This window comes from Allobosea sp. 05T422_2 (genome assembly GCF_056396265.1).
Map to the genome: position 1 here is coordinate 1 of NZ_JBFTLD010000128.1, position 17,893 is coordinate 17,893.

Below are 17,893 nucleotides of genomic sequence, written 5' to 3' on the forward strand. Positions count from 1 at the left end.
CCTCTACATGAACCGGGACTCGGACTGGCGGTTTCACAGCGAGAGCGGCGCAGTCGTGGTGCGAGCGCAGCCGGCCGTGCGCGTCAATAACGGGCTGATGATGCGCGACGCCGCCCTGGCAGGGCTTGGCATCACCTTGCTGCCGACCTTTGTCGTCCATGAGCAGGTCGCCCGCGGCGACCTGCAGATCGTCGATGTCGGGATCGAGGCCGAAGGCGCTGAAGTCCACGTCGCCCATCCCCGCGACCGCGCAGCCTCCGTCAAGGTACGCTCCTTGACGGAACATCTGCGCCAGAGCTTCGGGAATCCGCCCTATTGGGAGACAGCGGTCGCCCAGGCCTCGCCGATGTCGTGAACACGACACATTCTCGGCACCGCACTGCGCCGCCGAGGCATTGGATGCATCTGCGCTCAGACCGAGCGGCTGTAGCTGCGCCCCGGCTGAGCGAGATAGGCATCGAAGACCGAGGCCACCTTGCGGACAAGCAGGCGCGAATCCTCCGGCATCAGCACGCGACTGCCGTCGAAGTGAATGACCCCGTCCTGCGCCAGCGCCTTCAGTCGCGGGAAGGATGGCGCCAGATCCTCCGGGTTCGCCTTGTGCCTGGCGCAGACGGCGCCGATATCGACCGTGAGATCGCACATCAGGCGTTCGATCAGCTCGGCACGCAGCCGGTCGTCAGCACTGAGCCGGAAGCCTTTGGCCGTGGCCAAGGCCCCGCTCAGCACACGCTCGGCATAGCGGCCGATGACGACCTCGTTCTGGACATATCCGCCGGGAAGGCGGCCGATCGCCGAGGCGCCGAAGCCGATCAGCGCCTCGGCGCCGTCAGTGGTGTAGCCCTGGAAATTGCGGCGCAGCACGCCGTCTGCCCCCGCCTGCCCCATGCTATCGTCCGGCAAGGCAAAATGATCGAGGCCGATGCGGACATAGCCGGCGGCGACCAGCGCCTCGGCCATTGCCTCAGCCTGCTCGTGACGTTCCAACCCGTCAGGCAAATCCGCCTCGTCGATCCTGCGCTGATGTTTCTTGAAGCCGGGCACATGAGCATAGCCGAAGACCGAGAGGCGGTCCGGCCGCAACGCGACGCAGCGCTCGACCGTCTCGATGCAGGACCGGAGGGTCTGCTTCGGCAAGCCGTAGATCAGGTCGAAATTCAAGCCGCTGATGCCGGCAGCTCTGAGCCCGGCGACGACGCCTGCCGTCTGCTCGACGCTCTGGATGCGGTTGATGGCCGTCTGCACCACCGGATCGAAGCTCTGGACGCCGAGGCTCGCCCGATTGACGCCGGATGCAGCCAGCGCCTCTGTCACCGCCCTTGTCAGCCTGCGGGGGTCGATCTCGACGGCGATCTCGGCCGAGGGGGCGATGACAAAGCGCTMCCGCAACAGCGTAACCAGACGAAGGAAATCGTCCGGCGCGATGATCGTCGGCGTACCACCGCMAAAATGGACATGCTGGACCTGGAGCGGCGCAGCGAGCCGATCGGCAACGAGCGCGATCTCGCGGCGCAGGACTGCGAGATAATCGACGATCGGCTGGTCGCGCAGGGCAACACTGGTGTGGCAGCCGCAATACCAGCACATCGAGCGGCAGAACGGGATGTGGACATAGAGCGAGGCCTTCGTTCCGGGCCTCAGCGCCTGCAGCCAATCGCCATAACTTTCCGCACCGATCTCGCCCGTGAAATGTGGCGCAGTCGGGTAGCTGGTATAGCGCGGCAGGCGCTCGTCGAAATACCGCGCCCGGACATCGGTCATGACACGTATCCCTGTCTTGCCAGAGTCGATTTCAATGGCCCGTGTCTAGCGCGCCCCGGCGAACGATCCTTGATCCAGGACAAATGCCGCCCCGATCGATGGGGCGTGCTACCGACTCGAGAGGATTGGCCTCTGCGCGCGACCGCCATGGCTCCCAACGCAGTTCCGCCCATCGCTCAGAGCTCTTGCCAAGCACGGGCTCCTCTTCTGGAATACGCCACGCGCCGCCTGCGCTGTCGTCGCAGGTTGCTGCCGAGGCAAGCCCTCTGGGGTGCCGCGGCAGTTGCGTGCACGAAAATGGGGAACAGACCACACATGACGAAAACGCGGTTCGATATCTGGCTCGACCAGCATCACGCTGAGTTCACGGCGATCCGGCGCGACATCCATGCCCATCCGGAGCTCGGCCTGGAAGAACACCGCACGGCCGCGCTGGTCGCGGACAAACTCCGGGAATGGGGCGTCGAGGTGACCGAAGGCGTCGGCGGAACCGGCGTAGTCGGTGTCATCCGTGGCCGCCGGCCGGGCCAGGGCGCGATCGGACTGCGCGCCGACATGGACGCGCTTGCGCTCATCGAGGAGACAGGGCTGCCCTATGCCTCGCAGAATCCGGGCCGCATGCACGCCTGCGGCCATGACGGGCACACGACCATGCTGCTCGGCGCAGCGCGCTACCTCGCCGAGAACCCCGATTTCGCCGGCAGTGTGAATCTGATCTTCCAGCCGGCGGAGGAAGGACGCGGCGGAGCGCTCGCCATGCTGAAGGACGGGCTATTCGCGCGCTTCCCCTGCGATGCGATCTACGGGCTGCATAACTCACCAGGCATGCTGGCCTCGTCCTTCGGCACGTGCAACGGCCCGATGCTGGCTGCGGCCGATAGCTGGCAGGTGATCTTCCGCGGAGTCGGTGGGCATGGAGGTTCACAGCCTCACCTCTCGACCGACATCACCTATGCCCAGGCCCATTTCGTGCTCGGATTGCAGGGCATCATCGGGCGCAATGTCGCGCCGCTCGACACCGCCGTGATCAGCGTCGGCTATGTCCATGCCGGCTCGGCGGAAGCCAGCAATGTCATCCCGGCAGAGCTCGTCATCGGCGGTACGGCGCGCACCTACGCGCCGGAAATCCGCGATCTGGTCGAGCGACGGATTGCTGAACTTGCCGCGGCAACCGCGCAAGCCTGGGGCTGCACCGCGGAGGCCTCCTATCGGCGCGGACCGAGCGCCTTGCGGAACCAGCCGGATCAGGTCGCAGTCGCAGTGGCCGCCGCGTCCACTTCGGTCGGCGCCGCCAATGTCAATGGGGCGATCCGGCCGGGAACCGGGGCCGAGGATTTCGCCGAAATGATGCAGATCAAGCCGGGCGCCTTCATGCGCATCGGCAATGGCGTCGAGGCGGACGGCTCCTTCAAGGGGCTTCACACGCCGCTCTTCGACTTCAACGACGAGATCATTCCCGACGGCATTCGCTACTGGGTGAACATCGTCAGCGAAGAGCTTGGCGAGGATCTGCGGGCAGCCGCGGCCTGAGGCTACCTGCGCCACTTTCCCGCGCCGCCGGAAGCGGCGCGGGACCATACTCTGCTGTCGAAGGGGCGCAGCCTGTCCGCCCTCTTGCCGTTACGGTTACAGGCAACAGTTCCAGGCGCGCAAAACTTCGCCACGCTGGCAGTATGCCCTGCAGATGCGGGCCCTCAGTGCTGCGGCCGGAGGCTGCCATGGAGCAGGCGCAAAAGCGTGGACTGACGAGGCTCTTGCTGCGCTGGCCAGAACGGCGCGCGCAGCTGCGGGAAAAATTCGCCCGCGACCCCGGCTTTGCAGAGCTGTGCGAGGCTTATGAGGCAGCCTGCGAGGCCGAGTCCTATTGGACGAAATCGACACTGCCTGTGGGCCCGGCTCGAGCCAGGGAATACGACGCCCTCGTCTCCGCGACAGAACAAGATATCTTGATCCGGCTAGGTCTTTCTTAAGGGAGCCGACCCGGATTCTGGCGGAATTCATCGAATACTGTCTTGATCCATGCTGGCTCGCAGGGCATCATCGGGCWTTCAAGAGCTAATTACGGGTTTTCTTCAGTCCTAGCTGTMGAGGCGAGTGATGGGCGGGCGCATTGCAAGGCTGCATGACGGGAACCCTCCTCCCCAACTCATCCTTGCAGCGTTGGACACTCTGCTGGCGCACGAGGCCTTGCGCCTTTCCGAGCGCAACCGGCGCTTCCTCTCTTTTGTCGTCACGCAAACCGTTGCGGGCCATTCCGACCGTATCAAAGCCTACTCGATCGGCGTCGATGTCTTCGGCCGCGACGACAGTTTCGAGCCTGGCACCGACCCGATCGTGCGGATCGAGGCGACACGCCTGCGCTCGGCGCTGGCAACCTATTACGAGACGGCGGGAGCAAGCGCTCCCGTCAGAATCGCGATGCCACCCGGCAGCTACGTTCCATCCTTCACGTGGCAGCCGTCAGGAAATGGAGCCACGAGACCCGCTTTCGCTGCCGAGCCAACAGGGATCACGACCTCCGGCGCCAGCCTGCCGACAATCATCATCAAGAACCTGACGGACCGCGCGGCCCGGCTTGCGGCAGTTCATGGCGACCTGCTTATCGAAACCATCATGAAGCGGCTCGTCACAGCCGGCTTCAGACTGTTCGCGATGCCGTCTGCCGAGCGCAGAGCTGCCGCGATCGCGATCAGCAAACTCCTCCTGCACCCCGACGAGACTTACGCGCTCGATATCGCGGTCCATCCGATGTCGACCTGCCTGCGCTTTTCCTGGTGCGCCACCGATCTGCGCAGCGGAGAGATCATCTGCTCCGACTTCGTCGATGAGACCGAACGCGACGTGCCTTGTGCGAGCACCATCGACATGATCGCTGCGCAGGCAGTCCAATCGGTGTCAGAGGCTCTCGCCGACTGAACTGGTCGCCCGCCGCGCTCTTAGCTTACCGTAACTGTTACAGGCTTAAGCCCTTGCCGACCCCATGCGACCGTCGCCCGGCGCGCATGGGCCGCGTCCGACGGCTGTCGGGCTGGCCCGGAGCGTCGATCCGGCACCGGGAGTGATTCATGGAACGCCACAAACTCATGGCCGCCGCAGCCTTGGCACTGACGCTAGGGTTATCCGGCAAAGCCGTGCAGGCCCAGACGGCCCCGCCCCCCAAACCCAACATCCTCGTCATCTTCGGCGATGATGTCGGCCAGTCGAACCTCAGCGCCTATACGCACGGGCTGGTCGGGTACAAGACGCCGAACATCGACCGCATCGCCAAGGAAGGCATGTTGTTCACGGACTATTATGCCGAGAACAGTTGCACGGCGGGGCGTTCGACCTTCATCACCGGCCAGTCCTGCCTGCGCACCGGCCTGTGCAAGGTCGGCATTCCAGGCGCTCCGGTCGGACTGCAGAAGGGCGACATCACCATCGCCCAGGCGCTCAAGGCGCAGGGCTACGCCACCGGCCAGTTCGGCAAGAACCACCTCGGCGACAAGGACGAGTATCTGCCGACCAATCATGGCTTCGATGAGTTCTTCGGCAATCTCTACCATCTCAACGCCGAGGAAGAACCAGAGCGGCCCTATTGGCCGAAGGATGACGCCGCGTTCGTCAAGGCGATGTCGCCGCGCGGTGTGCTCAAGACCYCAGCCGACGGCAAGATCGAGGACACCGGGCCGCTGACCCGCAAGCGCATGGAAACGGTCGACGACGAGACCACCAGCGCCGCGATCGATTTCATGCAGCGCCAGACACGGGCCAACAAGCCCTTCTACACCTGGATGAACTTCACCCGCATGCACATCTTCACGCATGTGCGGCCGGAGTTTCGCGGCAAGAGCGGCATGCCCGGCAACGAATATGCCGACGGAATGTGGGAAATGGATCAGAACGTCGGCAAGCTACTGAAGACGCTTGACGATCTCGGCATTGCCAACAACACGATCGTGGTCTTTACCACCGACAATGGTCCCAACCTGTTCACTTGGCCGGACGCGGCGACGACGCCGTTCCGTTCGGAGAAGGACACGAACTGGGAAGGCGCGTTCCGCGTACCGGCGATGATCCGCTGGCCGGGCCAGGTCAAGGCCGGCGAGGTCAACAACGGCATCGTCTCCGGCCTCGACTGGTTCCCGACATTGCTCGCCGCCGCCGGCGACAAGGACGTGAAGGAACGCCTGCTCAAGGGCTGGCAGCCGCAGGGCAGCGCGGTCAGCTTCCGCAACCATCTCGATGGCTTCAACCAGCTCGATTTCATCACCGGCAAGACCGATAAGAGCGCGCGCAACGAGTTCTACTACTTCAACGATGACGGCGGCCTCGTCGCGATGCGCTCCGGCAACTTCAAGTTCGTCTTCGAAGTGCAGGAGCAGCGGGGGCAGATGGATATCTGGGCGCATCCTTTCACGCCTCTGCGCTTGCCCAAGATGTTCAACCTGCGGATGGACCCCTACGAGCATGCCGATATTTCCGGCAGCGGCTACGATCAATGGCGGGTCGAGAACGCGTACGTGATCGGCCTCGCGCAGATGAAGGCGGGCGCATTCCTGGAGACTTTCACCGAGTATCCGCCCAGCCAGCGGCCGGCGAGCTTCAACGTCGAAGGCATCCGCCGGGCGGTCGACCGGAAGATCGACGAGTCCTTCAAGAAGCGCGGCCTAGAGTGAGCCTGTCGCTMTGATATGTTGCCGGCCGGCGCCGCGAGGCGCCGGCTGAACTTCTGAACATGGTTCTAGAGCTGGGAACGGGCATGAGCGTGGGGACAGAAGCGCCGAGGCGGCGTCGCAGCGCTAGCGCGATCCCGGATCGCCGGTCCTTGATGCTATGCTCGCCCTGCCAGCTGGCTTGCTGTTCCTCTCGGGTACGGCCGCGCTGATCCTCCAAGTCATCTGGATCAGGCAGCTCTCGACCGTGGTCGGGGTCGAGGTCTATGCCGTGACGACCGGCGTCAGCGCCTTCTTCGCCGGCCTCGCGATCGGCGGCCTGATCTTTGGACCGATTGCCGACCGCAGCCTTCAGCCCTTGCGTCTCTACGCCGCTCTCGAAGGTGGCGTCGCGATCCTCGCCATGGCTGCGACCATCGGCCTGTCGCAGGCAGCTCCACTCTTTGCCCGACTGGAAGTGACGACACCGCTGCTCGCCTGGGCGATGGTGTTCGCGCTCGTCGGCCTGCCCGCCGTCCTGATGGGCGGCACGCTGCCAGCGCTGACGCGTTTCGCCGCCACCCGGCGCGACGATGTCGGTCAGGTCGGCGGCGGGCTCTATGCGGCCAATACAGCGGGCGCCATCACCGGTGCACTGCTCGCCTCGTTCCTTGTCATTCCCGCGGTCGGCATGCGCGGCTCGGCGCTCGTGGCCGCCGCAATCTGCCTGGTTGCGGCCCTCGCGGCGCTTGCAACGAACGCTAAGGCAGGCGTCGCAAGCGTCGACGCGGTCAAGCCGACCGATAGCGGCTTCTCGCCTTCGGCCGTGCTGGCCATCGCCCTCTACTCGGTCGCAGGCGGCATCGCGCTGGGTTACGAGGTGGTGTGGTCGCAGACGATCGTGCCCTTCATGAGCACGCGCAGCTTCGCCTTCTCCGTCCTGCTCGCAACCTATCTCACCGGGCTCGCGCTGGGGGCTGCCATTTTCGCGCGCTGGGCCGATCGCGTCACGAAGCCATGGAGTGTCTTCGGCCTGCTCATCGCGGGGGCCGGCCTGTCGGCCGCTCTGGCCATCGCCGTGCTCGGCCCCTGGCTGAGCCAGCTCCAGGGCCTGGTCGAGGCAGCAGTGCTGAATCTGACGGGCAGCGCCTTTGCCGGCATGTCCGCCCGATTTGCCGTCGCCGCGATCTGCGTCGTCCTTCCCAGTACCCTGTTCCTGGGCGCGGCCTTTCCAGCGGCGTTGCGCCTGATCGTCGCCCCCCGGCATATCGGCCGCGGTGTCGGCATGATCGTCGCGTTGAATACCCTCGGCGGCATTCTTGGCACGGCCATCACCGGCTTCGTCCTCATTCCGGCGCTCGGGCTCGTCCAGAGCCTCGCAGTGCTCGCCGTTGCCGCCGCGCTGGTGGGAGCCGTCGCTGCCTTGCGCGAACGGCGCGCCGGCTCAAAGGCCTGGATCGCGGCACTCGCCATCAGCGCCGCCACATGCGCGACCGCCATCCTCCTGCCATCCGATCGCCTCGCCACGCTGATGCCCGGCGCCCGCGGCGCGAGCCTTACCTTCTATGACGAGAGCCTGGGCGGCACGGTCGCCGTCGTCGAGCGGAGCTCGGGCCGAAACCGCTTCCGCCGTCTCTACATCCAGGGCGTCTCCAATTCCGGCGATGCGATGCCATCCCTGCGCTACATGCGGATGCAGGCATTGCTGCCGCTGATCATTCACAATCGCGAGCCGAAATCGGCTTTGGTGATCGGCTTCGGTACCGGCATCACGGCGGGAGCCTTGCTGACCTATYCCGGCCTCGACCGGCGCGTCGTTGCCGAATTGCTGCCGAGCGTCATCCGCGCGGCGCCGAATTTCGAGGGTAGCTTCCGGGCCGCAACCGACCCGCGTCTCGAGATCCGCCTGCGCGATGGACGCCGCGAGCTCCTGCGCAACCCGGATCGCTACGACCTGATCACGCTCGAACCGCCGCCGCCCTCTGCTACGGGCGTCGCCAACCTGTATTCGAGCGATTTCTATGCTCTGGCTCAATCGCGCCTTGCCGAGGGTGGCCTCGTCGCGCAGTGGCTGCCCCTGCCGACCCAGAACGACGAAGACACGCGGTCTCTGGTGCGCAGCTTCCTCGACGTCTTCCCGCATGCCACCCTCTGGACCACGGAGCTGCACGAGATGCTGCTGATCGGCTCGCAAGAACCGGTTTCGCTGGATCTGCAGAGGATCGCCGGCCGCTTCGCACAGCCGGAGGTGGCAAAGGCTCTGAGTGATGTCGGCATCGATTCCCCTGCGGCTCTCCTCGCGACCTTCGTCACCGATCGGCAGGGGCTGGAGCGCTATGCAAGTTCTGCTCGCCCCGTGACGGATGACGATCCGCGCATCGAATATGCAGGCTGGGTGCGGCGGCTCGAACTGGCGCGGACCTTGCCCATTCTCCTGGAGATGCAGGGAGAACCGCCGGTCATCGGTGCCGACGATGCATTCCGGGCCGATCTTGCAAATGAGCGCAGCAGACTCGTGACATTCTACGATGCCGGCCTTGCCGCCTATGTCGGCGACCGGGCGCGCTGGGCGCGGCAGATGCGGCGCGTGATCCAGGCCGATCCCGCCAACCCCTATTACAACTGGTTCACAGGGGGCCCTCGCGAATGAGCGAGCGCGGAAGCATTCTGCGGAATGCCCGCCCCCGGAAGCCCGACATTGAGAAGGAGAACCCGGTGCTGAACGTYCGAGCTGCCCTGGCCGTGTTGTTCCTGGTCTCATCCTGGGCGTGGAATGGCGCCGTCCTCGCCCAATCCGACCCTCTGCCATCCTGGAACGACGGCAAGGCAAAGACCGCCATCGTCGAATTCGTCAGAAGGGTAACGCAGGAGGGCGGCCCCAATTACGTCAAGCCGGCGGAGCGCATCGCCACGTTCGACAATGACGGCACGCTCTGGGCCGAGCAGCCGGTCTATTTCCAGCTTCAGTTCGCCTTCGACGAGGTGAAGCGGCTCGCTCCCCTGTATCCGGAGTGGAAGAGCAAGGAACCCTACAGGTCGGTCCTTGCCGGCGACATGAAGGGGCTGGCGGCCTCCGGAGAAAAGGGCCTCCTGCAGATCATGGCGGCTGCCCATTCCGGGATAACGACACGGGAATTCGAGCGATTGGTCGCCAGCTGGCTCAACACCGTACGGCACCCGACGAAGAAGCGCCCCTATACCGAGATGGTCTACCAGCCGCAGCTGGAGCTGCTGACCTATCTGCGCGCCAACGGCTTCAAGACCTTCATCGTCTCGGGCGGTGGCGTCGAATTCATGCGCGTCTTCGCCGACAAGGTTTATGGCATCCCGCCCGAACAGGTGGTCGGCTCCGCCGGTGCAGTGACATTCAGGCTGAGCCCGAGCGGCAAGCCCGAACTGTTCAAGGACGCCAAGGTCGAGTTCATCGATGACGGCCCCGGCAAGCCTGTCGGGATCAACCGCTTCATCGGCCGGCGACCGATCCTGGCCTTCGGCAATTCCGACGGCGACCTGCAGATGCTGCAATATACGACGGCCGGCGATGGGCCACGCCTGGCCCTCATCATCCATCACACCGATGCCGAGCGCGAATGGGCCTATGACCGCAAGTCGCCTATCGGTAAGCTCGACAAGGCTCTCGATGAGGGCCAAGCCAACGGCTGGACCATTGTCGACATGAAGTCGGACTGGAAGGCTGTCTTTCCGCCGGAGCCGTAGCGATGAACAAGGAAGACGTGGTCAAGCGCTTCAGGATCACGGACGGCGACAAGTTTCGGCTTTCCGACGTCGACCCCGCCGATGTTTGCGGTTTCGACATTGAGAAGGACGACGCCAAGGAGTTGCTGGCAGCCGGGGTCAAGCGTCTGCACGCGCTGCAGGAGCGGCTCTACGCCGAAGGGCGCTGGTCGCTCCTCGTCATCTTCCAGGCAATGGATGCGGCCGGCAAGGACGGCACGATCGAGCACGTCATGTCGGGCATCAACCCGCAAGGCTGCGAGGTGACGTCCTTCAAGGCTCCAAGCACCATCGATCTGCGGCACGATTTCCTGTGGCGCACCACCTGCGCACTGCCGGAACGCGGTCATATCGGGATCTTCAACCGTTCCTATTATGAAGAGGTCCTGGTCGCGCGGGTCCATCGCTCGGTGCTCGAAGCGCAGAACCTCCCGCCGAAGCTGATCACAGACGATATCTGGCGCGAGCGTTTCGAGAGCATGCGCGATTTCGAGCAGCACCTTTCGCGCAACGGCGTCGCGATCCTGAAATTCTTCCTGCATGTCTCGAAGGACGAACAGCGGCGCCGTCTCCTCGCCCGGATCGACGAACCGGACAAGAACTGGAAATTCGACTCAAGGGATCTGGCCGAGCGCGGTCATTGGGACGAGTATATGGGTGCCTATGAGGATGCGATCCGGGGCACCGCGACGAAGAGCGCGCCCTGGTACGTCATTCCCGCAGATCACAAATGGTTCACGCGGCTCGCCGTGGCGGCAGCCATTGGCGAAAAGCTCGAACAGCTCGACCCACAGTTTCCGACGGTCGACGACGACATGCGCAAGGCCATGGCACAGGCGCGCAAGGTATTGGCGAGCGAGGAGCGGTCCGAGCGCGCCAAGGCGGATTGAACAGCAGCGGAGGCCCGACGACCATGACGGATGGCGCGGTACTGGACAGGATCGACACGTTGAGCGGCATGATCCGCATTCCCGGCGGAACCTTCCGCATGGGCTCGGACAAGCACTATCCGGAGGAGGCGCCGAGCCATCGCGTCACGGTCGATGGTTTCTGGATCGACGCGACTCCGGTCACCAATGCGCAGTTTCGCGCCTTCGTCGAAGCAACCGGCTACGTCACCTTCGCCGAGATCCCGCCGGACCCAAAGGACTATCCCGGCGCCCTGCCCCATATGCTGCGAGCAGGCTCGCTGATGTTCAACCCACCGACCCATGCGGTCGACCTGCGCGACTGGTCGCAATGGTGGAAATTCCAGTTCGGCGCGACCTGGCGCAAACCCTATGGGTCGGGGTCGTCGATCAAGGGGCTCGACGACCACCCGGTCGTGCATGTCGCCTATCGCGATGCCGAAGCCTATGCAGCCTGGGCCGGAAAGGCCGTGCCGACCGAGGCCGAATGGGAATTCGCCGCACGTGGCGGGCTTGAGGATGTCGAGTTCGCCTGGGGCGACGAGTTGACGCCTGGCGGGCGTCATATGGCCAACACCTGGCAGGGCAATTTCCCCCACGAGAATACGCGGGAAGACGGGTTTGCACGCACCTCTCCTGTCAGCGCCTTTCCCGCCAACGGCTATGGCGTCCAGGACATGATCGGCAATGTCTGGGAGTGGACAACGGATTTCTGGTCGACGCGCCATCAAGGCGATGCACCCAAGGCCTGCTGCGTGCCGCAAAATCCCCGCGGCGGCCCCGAGGCCGACAGTTATGATCCGCGTCAGCCTGCGATCCGCATTCCGCGCAGAGTCCTGAAGGGCGGCTCGCATCTTTGCGCACCAAGCTATTGCCGGCGCTATCGCCCKGCCGCCCGCCATGCCGAACCGGTGGATACCTCGACGAGCCATGTCGGCTTCCGTTGCGTGGTCCGGACCGAGCCCGCCCCCCCGACCTGAATGCAGCTGTAACGGTTACGTTGCTGACTGGAGCGCCGCTTCGTTCAGAATTCCGGCGAAAGCCCCACTCGCATTCCGGAGGGAACAGGCTGATGAGCGACGGCAGGGGATCGGCGGCTCGGGACGCGGTCGTCGATCTGCAGAAGCGGATCAACCATGACATCATCGGCCAGGAACGCGTCGTCGAACGGCTCGTCGTCGCACTGCTTGCCAATGGCAATGTCCTGCTCGAGGGCCTGCCGGGTCTCGCCAAGACCCGCGCCATCAAGAGCCTTTCGAATAATCTCGAATCCGACTTCAGCCGCATTCAGTTCACGCCGGACCTTCTCCCCTCGGACGTCACCGGCGGCGAGATCCTGCGCGGCGACGGTCAGTTCGAGTTCCGCAAGGGACCGATCTTCGGCAACCTTGTCCTGGCTGACGAGATCAATCGCGCCCCGCCCAAGGTCCAGTCGGCGCTCCTCGAAGCGATGGAGGAACGGCATGTGACAGTCGCCGGCAAGCGCTACGACCTGCCCGACCTCTTCATGGTGCTCGCGACCCAGAACCCGATCGAGCAGGAGGGAACCTATCCTCTCCCGGAAGCGCAGATGGACCGCTTCCTCATGCATATCCGGATCGACTACCCCACCGATGCCGATGAGGTGAAGGTGATGCGGCTCGTTCGCGGGGAAGCTGCTGAGCCGACGGGTGCTGCCGCGCAGCCTCCGCCGAAGATCCCGCAGAAGCTGATCTTCGAGGCGCGCTCCGAGATCGACCGGGTGACGACGAAAGCGGTCGTCGAGACCTATATGGTCGCCCTTGTCGCCGCGACGCGCAGGCCCGCCGAATTCGGCGACAAGTTGAAGAACTGGATCGCAGTCGGGGCAAGCCCGCGCGGCTCGCTCGCACTCGATCGCTGCTCGCGCGTCTATGCCTGGCTCAACGGACGCGATTATGTCACGCCCGAAGATGTCCAGGCGATTGTCCATGACTGCCTGCGCCATCGCCTGTCGCTCAGCTACGAGGCCGGCGCCGACGGCGTGAATGCGGACGGTGTGCTGGACGAGATCATGAAACTGGTTGCGGTCGCGGCCTAGGGCGGAGCGGCTCATGGCGTTGATGCGGGAAAGACAGGGAGCAGGCAGCGCCGTTCCGGAAACTGGCGCGCGCGTCTTTGTCTCGCTCGATGATCTGCTGCGGCTGAAGCACCGTGCAAAGGGTTTCAGCTTTCTGCCTCGCCAGCCGGTTCACAGCCTGCTTGCCGGCCGGCATGCCTCACGCCTGCGGGGACGCGGCCTGAACTTTGAGGAGTTGCGCCACTATTTCGAGGGGGACGATACCCGTTCGATCGACTGGCTGGCGACGGCTCGTCTCGGCTCTCCTCATGTCCGCGTCTATTCGGAAGAGCGCGATCGGCCGGTCCTGCTGATCGTCGACCAGCGCAGCACGATGTTCTTCGGCAGCCAGCGGGCGATGAAGTCAGTCGCAGCCGCCGAAGCCGCGGCACTCAGTGCCTGGCGCGTCACCTCCCTCGGCGACCGCATCGGCGCGGTCGTCTTTGGCGATCGGCAGATCGTCGACATCAAGCCGCAGGGACGCGATATCGGCGTGATCCGCGTGCTTTCGGAAGTGGTGAAGCAAAATCACGCCCTAGGCCAGCCAGAACCGACGTCGGCGGCGGCCCAGCTCAATGAAGCCCTTCGCCATGCGGTCCGCATGGCGACGCATGCCTGGCTGGTCTGCCTGATCTCCGATGCCGCCGGCGAGGATGAGGAAACGGCGCGGCTGATCACCCGCCTTTGTGCTCACAACGATGTTCTGGCCGTCTACGTTCACGATCCGCTCGAGCGCGACCTGCCGGATGTCGGCCCCGCCGTTTTCAGCTCCAGTCTTGGCCAGATCGAAATCGATTCTTCCTCTCAGGATCTGCGTAGCCGGTTCGCGCGCGAGCATGCAGACTGGCGCGCACGACTGGCGGATCTCTCCCGCCATCGGGCGATCCCGATTCTTCCGATCTCGACAAGCCTCGATGTTGCGGCACAGTTCCGCGAACTCATTGGCAGACGCAGGGAACGCCGGGCCGCGGCAGCGCAAGGGCGGCCGCTGCGATGAGCGACGATCCCGGGAGCCTGGCCAATCTTCGCGACCTGGTGCTGCCCCCGGACATTCCGTTCTGGCCGCCCGCGCCGGGTCTCTGGATCGTCGCGGCAACTTGCCTCGCGATGCTCGCGGTTCCGGCCTGGCGCGCAGTCCAACGCTACCGCGCCGCCGCCTATCGTCGCGCGGCGATCGCCGAACTGGAGACCATATCGGCTGGGGTAGAGCAGAACGATCCCGACGCCGTCGCGCGCATCTCCGCGGTGATGAAGCGCGTCGCCATGATCGAATACGGCCGCGACAAGATCGCCTCGCTCAGCGGCCCCGCTTGGGCCGATTTCGTTGCACACGAGGCAGGCACGGGCTTCGATCCGGCCACGATACATCGGCTGCTCACCGAGGCCTTCGATGGCAGGACCAAGCCGGATCCGTCTGAACTACGGCTTCTCATCGGGCATGCCGAGCTTTGGGTCYGCGCCCACCGCACGCCTCCCGTCGCGGAGGCCTGAACATGCTGACCTTCGCCTATCCCTGGCTGGCCCTGATCACCCCCCTGCCGATAGCCGTCTGGCTCCTTCTGCCCGCCCATGCCAGCAATCGGACAGGCTTGCGCGTTCCGTTCTTCGACCGTCTTACAGCGCTCAGCGGTCAAACTCCGCATCTCGGAGGGGTGATCGCGCCACGTCGCACTCTTCCCTTGTTCGTCCTGATTCTCTGCTGGCTGCTGGCTGTGGCTGCGCTCGCGCGCCCACAATGGATCGAGCCGCCCCTTCATCAGGACCGCCCAACCAGGGACCTGCTGCTTCTGGTCGACCTGTCCGGGTCGATGGACACGAAGGACTTCGTCGACGCATCGGGCAAGACCGTCGACCGACTGACGGCGGTCAAGCAAGTGCTCGACGAGTTCCTGTCGCGACGCAAGGGCGACCGGGTCGGCGTCGTCGTCTTTGGCGATGCGCCATTCGTCCTCGTGCCGTTTACGACTGATCTTGAACTGAGCCGCGCGTTGCTGCGCGACACCGTCGTCGGAATGGCCGGTCCGCGCACGGCCTTCGGTGACGCGATCGGCCTCGGCATCGGGCTCTTCGACCGCAGTACCGTCAAAGCGAAGACGATCATTGCTCTGACCGACGGCAACGACACCGCCAGCAAGGCCCCCCCCGTAGAGGCCGCAGGTGTCGCGAGGGACCGGGGCATCGTCATCCATACAGTCGCCGTCGGCGACCCCACCGCGGCCGGAGAAGACAAGCTTGACGAGAGCGCTCTCAAGGAGATTGCCAGTACGACGAAGGGAGGTTTCTTCCGCGCGCTCGACCGATCCCAACTCGCCGAGATCTACCAGCGGCTCGACGAGATCGAGACCCGCAAGATCGATACGGTGAGTTTTCGCCCGAAGCGCGATATTTATTGGGTGCCCTTGGCCGCGGGCCTGAGCCTGTCGCTGCTGCTGCAGGCGCTGCGAATGCTGCGACGCCGACTGCCGCGCGCTGCGCTTCGAACCAACGATCTCGCGATCTCGAAGGGGGCGCCATGATCGAAACCCTTTCCGCGTTCCACTTCCAGCGCCCACTTTGGCTGTTCGCCTTCCTTCCGGCCCTTGTCCTGGTGCAGCTTGAATACCGGGCCGCTGATACAGCCGGCCGGTGGCGCCGCATCATCGATCCCGAGTTGCTGAAATATCTTCTGGTCGACAATGGCCCCGTGTCACGCATCACCCCCAATGCCGTGCTCTTGGCGGCCTGGACGCTCGCAACCATCGCCGTCGCCGGTCCGGCCTGGCAGCGCGAACCCTCGCCCTTCGCCGATGCGAAGCCGCCGGTCGTCATTGTCCTCAAGGTCACTCCGTCGATGATGACGGAGGATCTCGCCCCGACCAGGCTGGACCGGGCTCGCCAAAAGCTCTCCGACCTGCTGAGCCTCCGCGAGGGGGCAGCAACCGGTCTCATCGCCTATTCCGGCTCGAGCCATCTTGTCCTGCCACCAACCCAGGACAGCACGGTGGTGCTGGATCTCGCCAAGGCCCTGTCGCCCGCGATCATGCCCAAGGAGGGCGACGACCTTGCCAATGCACTCGCCTTGGCGCAGCGGGTACTGGCCGGCAACGGGCATGGCGGCTCGATCCTGGTGATGGCCGACACGGTCGCGAGTGATCAGCTTGCCCGACTGGGCGAGACCGCCGCAGTAGCCGCGACCACCATCCTGTCTCTACTACCGGCCAATCTGGATGCAGCCAGCACCGGAGAGGCAGCCCGCGCGCTTCGCGCGACCGTCGTCGCGACCACGCCGGATCAGGTGGACATCACCGCGATTGAGCGCAGGCTCGATCGCGTCGGGCGCACCGCCGACGTCGCTGGCGAAGGACAGCATTGGCAGGAGGCAGGATACTGGCTGACGCCCCTCTTTGCCCTGCTCGCGCTGCTCTGGTTCCGCCGTGGATGGGTGCTGACATGACCCGGCCGATCGTCAAAATGTGTGCCCCCTATGCGCTCATCGCGGCCGTCGCCGTCCTCCTGCTAGCGCTCCTCGCCCAACGCATCGGCTGGCCCAACCTGTTCCTGACTCCGGACCAGCGCGGCCGCATCCTGCTCGATAATGGCCGACCTGCCGACGCAGCCAATGCCTTTCGCAATCCGATCTGGCGGGGCGTTGCCCTCTTCCGCGCGGGAGATTTCAAGAGTGCAGCGCAGGCCTTTGCCGCGGTCGACAGCGCCGAGAGCGCCTATGACCAGGGCAATGCCCTCATCATGCTCGGCCAGTACGATGACGCCATGCAGCGCTACGACCGGGCGCTGACCTTTCGGCCCGGCTGGCCGGAGGCCGTTACCAACCGCGAGATCGCCCGCATCCGCGGCGAGCGCAAGAAGGCGGAAGGCGGGGTCAATGACAACACCGAGTCCAAGCCCGATGAAATCGTCTTCGACAAGACGAAGAAGGGCGGCGAGGACACGACAATCGAGGACCCCGCCCAGGCGATGTCCGATGAGGCCGTGCGCTCGCTCTGGCTCAAAAGGGTTCAGACCCGGCCCGCGGATTTCCTGCGCGTGAAGTTCTCCTACCAGCTTCAATCGCCCGCCTCAGGGACGCAGCCATGATGCGCCATGTGGCGGCTGTCGTCGTTGCGCTCGCCATGGCTATGGCCCCGGCACTGGCGCAAGCCCCCGCTGCGACGCCGCTGGTTCGGACGACGATCGCACCCTCGGAAGGTATCGTGATCGGCCAGCCGGTGCAGCTGCATGTCGAGGTGCTGTTTCCCAGCGAGATGCCACGGCCGCCGCTGGTCAAACTCGCGGAGGCTCCAGGAGCCCAGACCCTGCGTTTCGAAACTCAGGCGATCACGATTCGGGATCGCATCGGCGATCAGGATTATGTCGGTCAGAGATTCGAGTTCGTGATTTTCCCAAGGCGCGGCGGCGATATCCAGGTGCCGGCAGCCGATGTCACCCTTCTCGACCGAGCCGGCGATCCCGTTGGATCGGCCAAGGGACAACAGATACATTTCTCGGTCACCGTTCCACCGGGTATCGACCCTTCCGGTCCGGTTCTTGCCGCATCCGACGTCCGCGTCAGCGAGACCTGGTCTCCCGATCCGGTGTCGTCTCCCTTCAGGGCCGGGAGTGCGATCACTMGCGCAATCCAGCGCAAGGCCACGGGCGTCCCGGCGCTCGGCATGGTCGATTTTCGCTTTACCGMGCCCGAGGGCGTGCGTGTCTATGTCGATCCGCCGGTCGTCGACGACAAGGTCGACCGCGGCTCCGTCGAGGGCTCTCGAACCGACAAGGCCACCTATGTCTTCGAG

The 17,893-nt window shown here is 64.8% G+C and carries 16 protein-coding genes and 1 pseudogene; 16 read left to right on the forward strand and 1 reads right to left on the reverse strand.

Annotation, left to right across the window (positions count from 1 at the left end):
* Positions 1–355 (forward strand): LysR substrate-binding domain-containing protein (locus tag AC1DJT_RS20910; RefSeq protein WP_476834786.1); only part of this gene is annotated, 355 nt, incomplete at its 5' end.
* A 56-nt stretch (positions 356–411) separates the two neighbouring features.
* On the opposite strand, the gene hemN is transcribed toward AC1DJT_RS20910, so the two are convergent.
* Positions 412–1,761 carry an oxygen-independent coproporphyrinogen III oxidase gene (hemN, locus tag AC1DJT_RS20915; RefSeq protein ID WP_476834787.1) on the reverse strand — a complete coding sequence of 450 codons (1,350 nt, stop codon included), beginning with the start codon at positions 1,759–1,761 and terminating at the stop codon, positions 412–414.
* A gap of 315 nt (positions 1,762–2,076) precedes the next feature.
* Between hemN and AC1DJT_RS20920 the strand changes: the two genes are divergently transcribed.
* From AC1DJT_RS20920 to AC1DJT_RS20990, 15 genes and pseudogenes are all read left to right on the forward strand, one after another.
* Positions 2,077–3,291 (forward strand): amidohydrolase, encoded by a 1,215-nt coding sequence (locus AC1DJT_RS20920; RefSeq protein WP_476834788.1) that lies wholly within the window; start codon positions 2,077–2,079, stop codon positions 3,289–3,291.
* Between the two features lie 188 nt (positions 3,292–3,479).
* On the forward strand, positions 3,480–3,731 hold the full coding sequence (locus AC1DJT_RS20925) for a hypothetical protein (RefSeq protein WP_441488138.1): 252 nt from the start codon (positions 3,480–3,482) through the stop codon (positions 3,729–3,731).
* Between the two features lie 127 nt (positions 3,732–3,858).
* Positions 3,859–4,677, forward strand: coding sequence for a hypothetical protein (locus AC1DJT_RS20930; protein WP_476768035.1), 819 nt, complete (start codon positions 3,859–3,861; stop codon positions 4,675–4,677).
* Positions 4,678–4,826: 149 nt separating this feature from the next.
* Positions 4,827–6,419, forward strand: a complete 1,593-nt coding sequence (locus AC1DJT_RS20935; RefSeq protein ID WP_476834789.1) for an arylsulfatase — start codon at positions 4,827–4,829, stop codon at positions 6,417–6,419.
* A 157-nt stretch (positions 6,420–6,576) separates the two neighbouring features.
* On the forward strand, positions 6,577–9,045 hold the full coding sequence (locus AC1DJT_RS20940; protein ID WP_476834790.1) for a fused MFS/spermidine synthase: 2,469 nt from the start codon (positions 6,577–6,579) through the stop codon (positions 9,043–9,045).
* A gap of 68 nt (positions 9,046–9,113) precedes the next feature.
* Positions 9,114–10,112, forward strand: a complete 999-nt coding sequence (locus AC1DJT_RS20945; protein ID WP_476834793.1) for an HAD family hydrolase — start codon at positions 9,114–9,116, stop codon at positions 10,110–10,112.
* Between the two features lie 2 nt (positions 10,113–10,114).
* On the forward strand, positions 10,115–11,020 hold the full coding sequence (locus tag AC1DJT_RS20950; RefSeq protein WP_476768032.1) for a polyphosphate kinase 2 family protein: 906 nt from the start codon (positions 10,115–10,117) through the stop codon (positions 11,018–11,020).
* 23 nt (positions 11,021–11,043) lie between these two features.
* Positions 11,044–12,018, forward strand: a complete 975-nt coding sequence (locus tag AC1DJT_RS20955; RefSeq protein ID WP_476768031.1) for a formylglycine-generating enzyme family protein — start codon at positions 11,044–11,046, stop codon at positions 12,016–12,018.
* 92 nt (positions 12,019–12,110) lie between these two features.
* Positions 12,111–13,097, forward strand: a complete 987-nt coding sequence (locus AC1DJT_RS20960) for an AAA family ATPase (protein ID WP_476768030.1) — start codon at positions 12,111–12,113, stop codon at positions 13,095–13,097.
* A gap of 13 nt (positions 13,098–13,110) precedes the next feature.
* On the forward strand, positions 13,111–14,112 hold the full coding sequence (locus AC1DJT_RS20965; RefSeq protein WP_476834791.1) for a DUF58 domain-containing protein: 1,002 nt from the start codon (positions 13,111–13,113) through the stop codon (positions 14,110–14,112).
* Positions 14,109–14,606, forward strand: a complete 498-nt coding sequence (locus tag AC1DJT_RS20970; protein WP_476834792.1) for a DUF4381 domain-containing protein — start codon at positions 14,109–14,111, stop codon at positions 14,604–14,606. Before AC1DJT_RS20965 ends, AC1DJT_RS20970 begins: the two co-directional genes overlap by 4 nt.
* A gap of 221 nt (positions 14,607–14,827) precedes the next feature.
* Positions 14,828–15,631, forward strand: coding sequence for a VWA domain-containing protein (locus AC1DJT_RS20975; protein WP_476768027.1), 804 nt, complete (start codon positions 14,828–14,830; stop codon positions 15,629–15,631).
* Positions 15,628–16,548, forward strand: coding sequence for a vWA domain-containing protein (locus AC1DJT_RS20980; protein ID WP_476768026.1), 921 nt, complete (start codon positions 15,628–15,630; stop codon positions 16,546–16,548). The genes AC1DJT_RS20975 and AC1DJT_RS20980 overlap by 4 nt, the downstream gene beginning before the upstream one ends.
* Positions 16,545–17,189 carry a tetratricopeptide repeat protein gene (locus AC1DJT_RS20985; RefSeq protein WP_441488127.1) on the forward strand — a complete coding sequence of 215 codons (645 nt, stop codon included), beginning with the start codon at positions 16,545–16,547 and terminating at the stop codon, positions 17,187–17,189. The genes AC1DJT_RS20980 and AC1DJT_RS20985 overlap by 4 nt, the downstream gene beginning before the upstream one ends.
* Positions 17,186–17,893: pseudogene (locus AC1DJT_RS20990) on the forward strand (hypothetical protein); the annotation flags it as partial. The gene AC1DJT_RS20985 and the pseudogene AC1DJT_RS20990, both read left to right, overlap by 4 nt.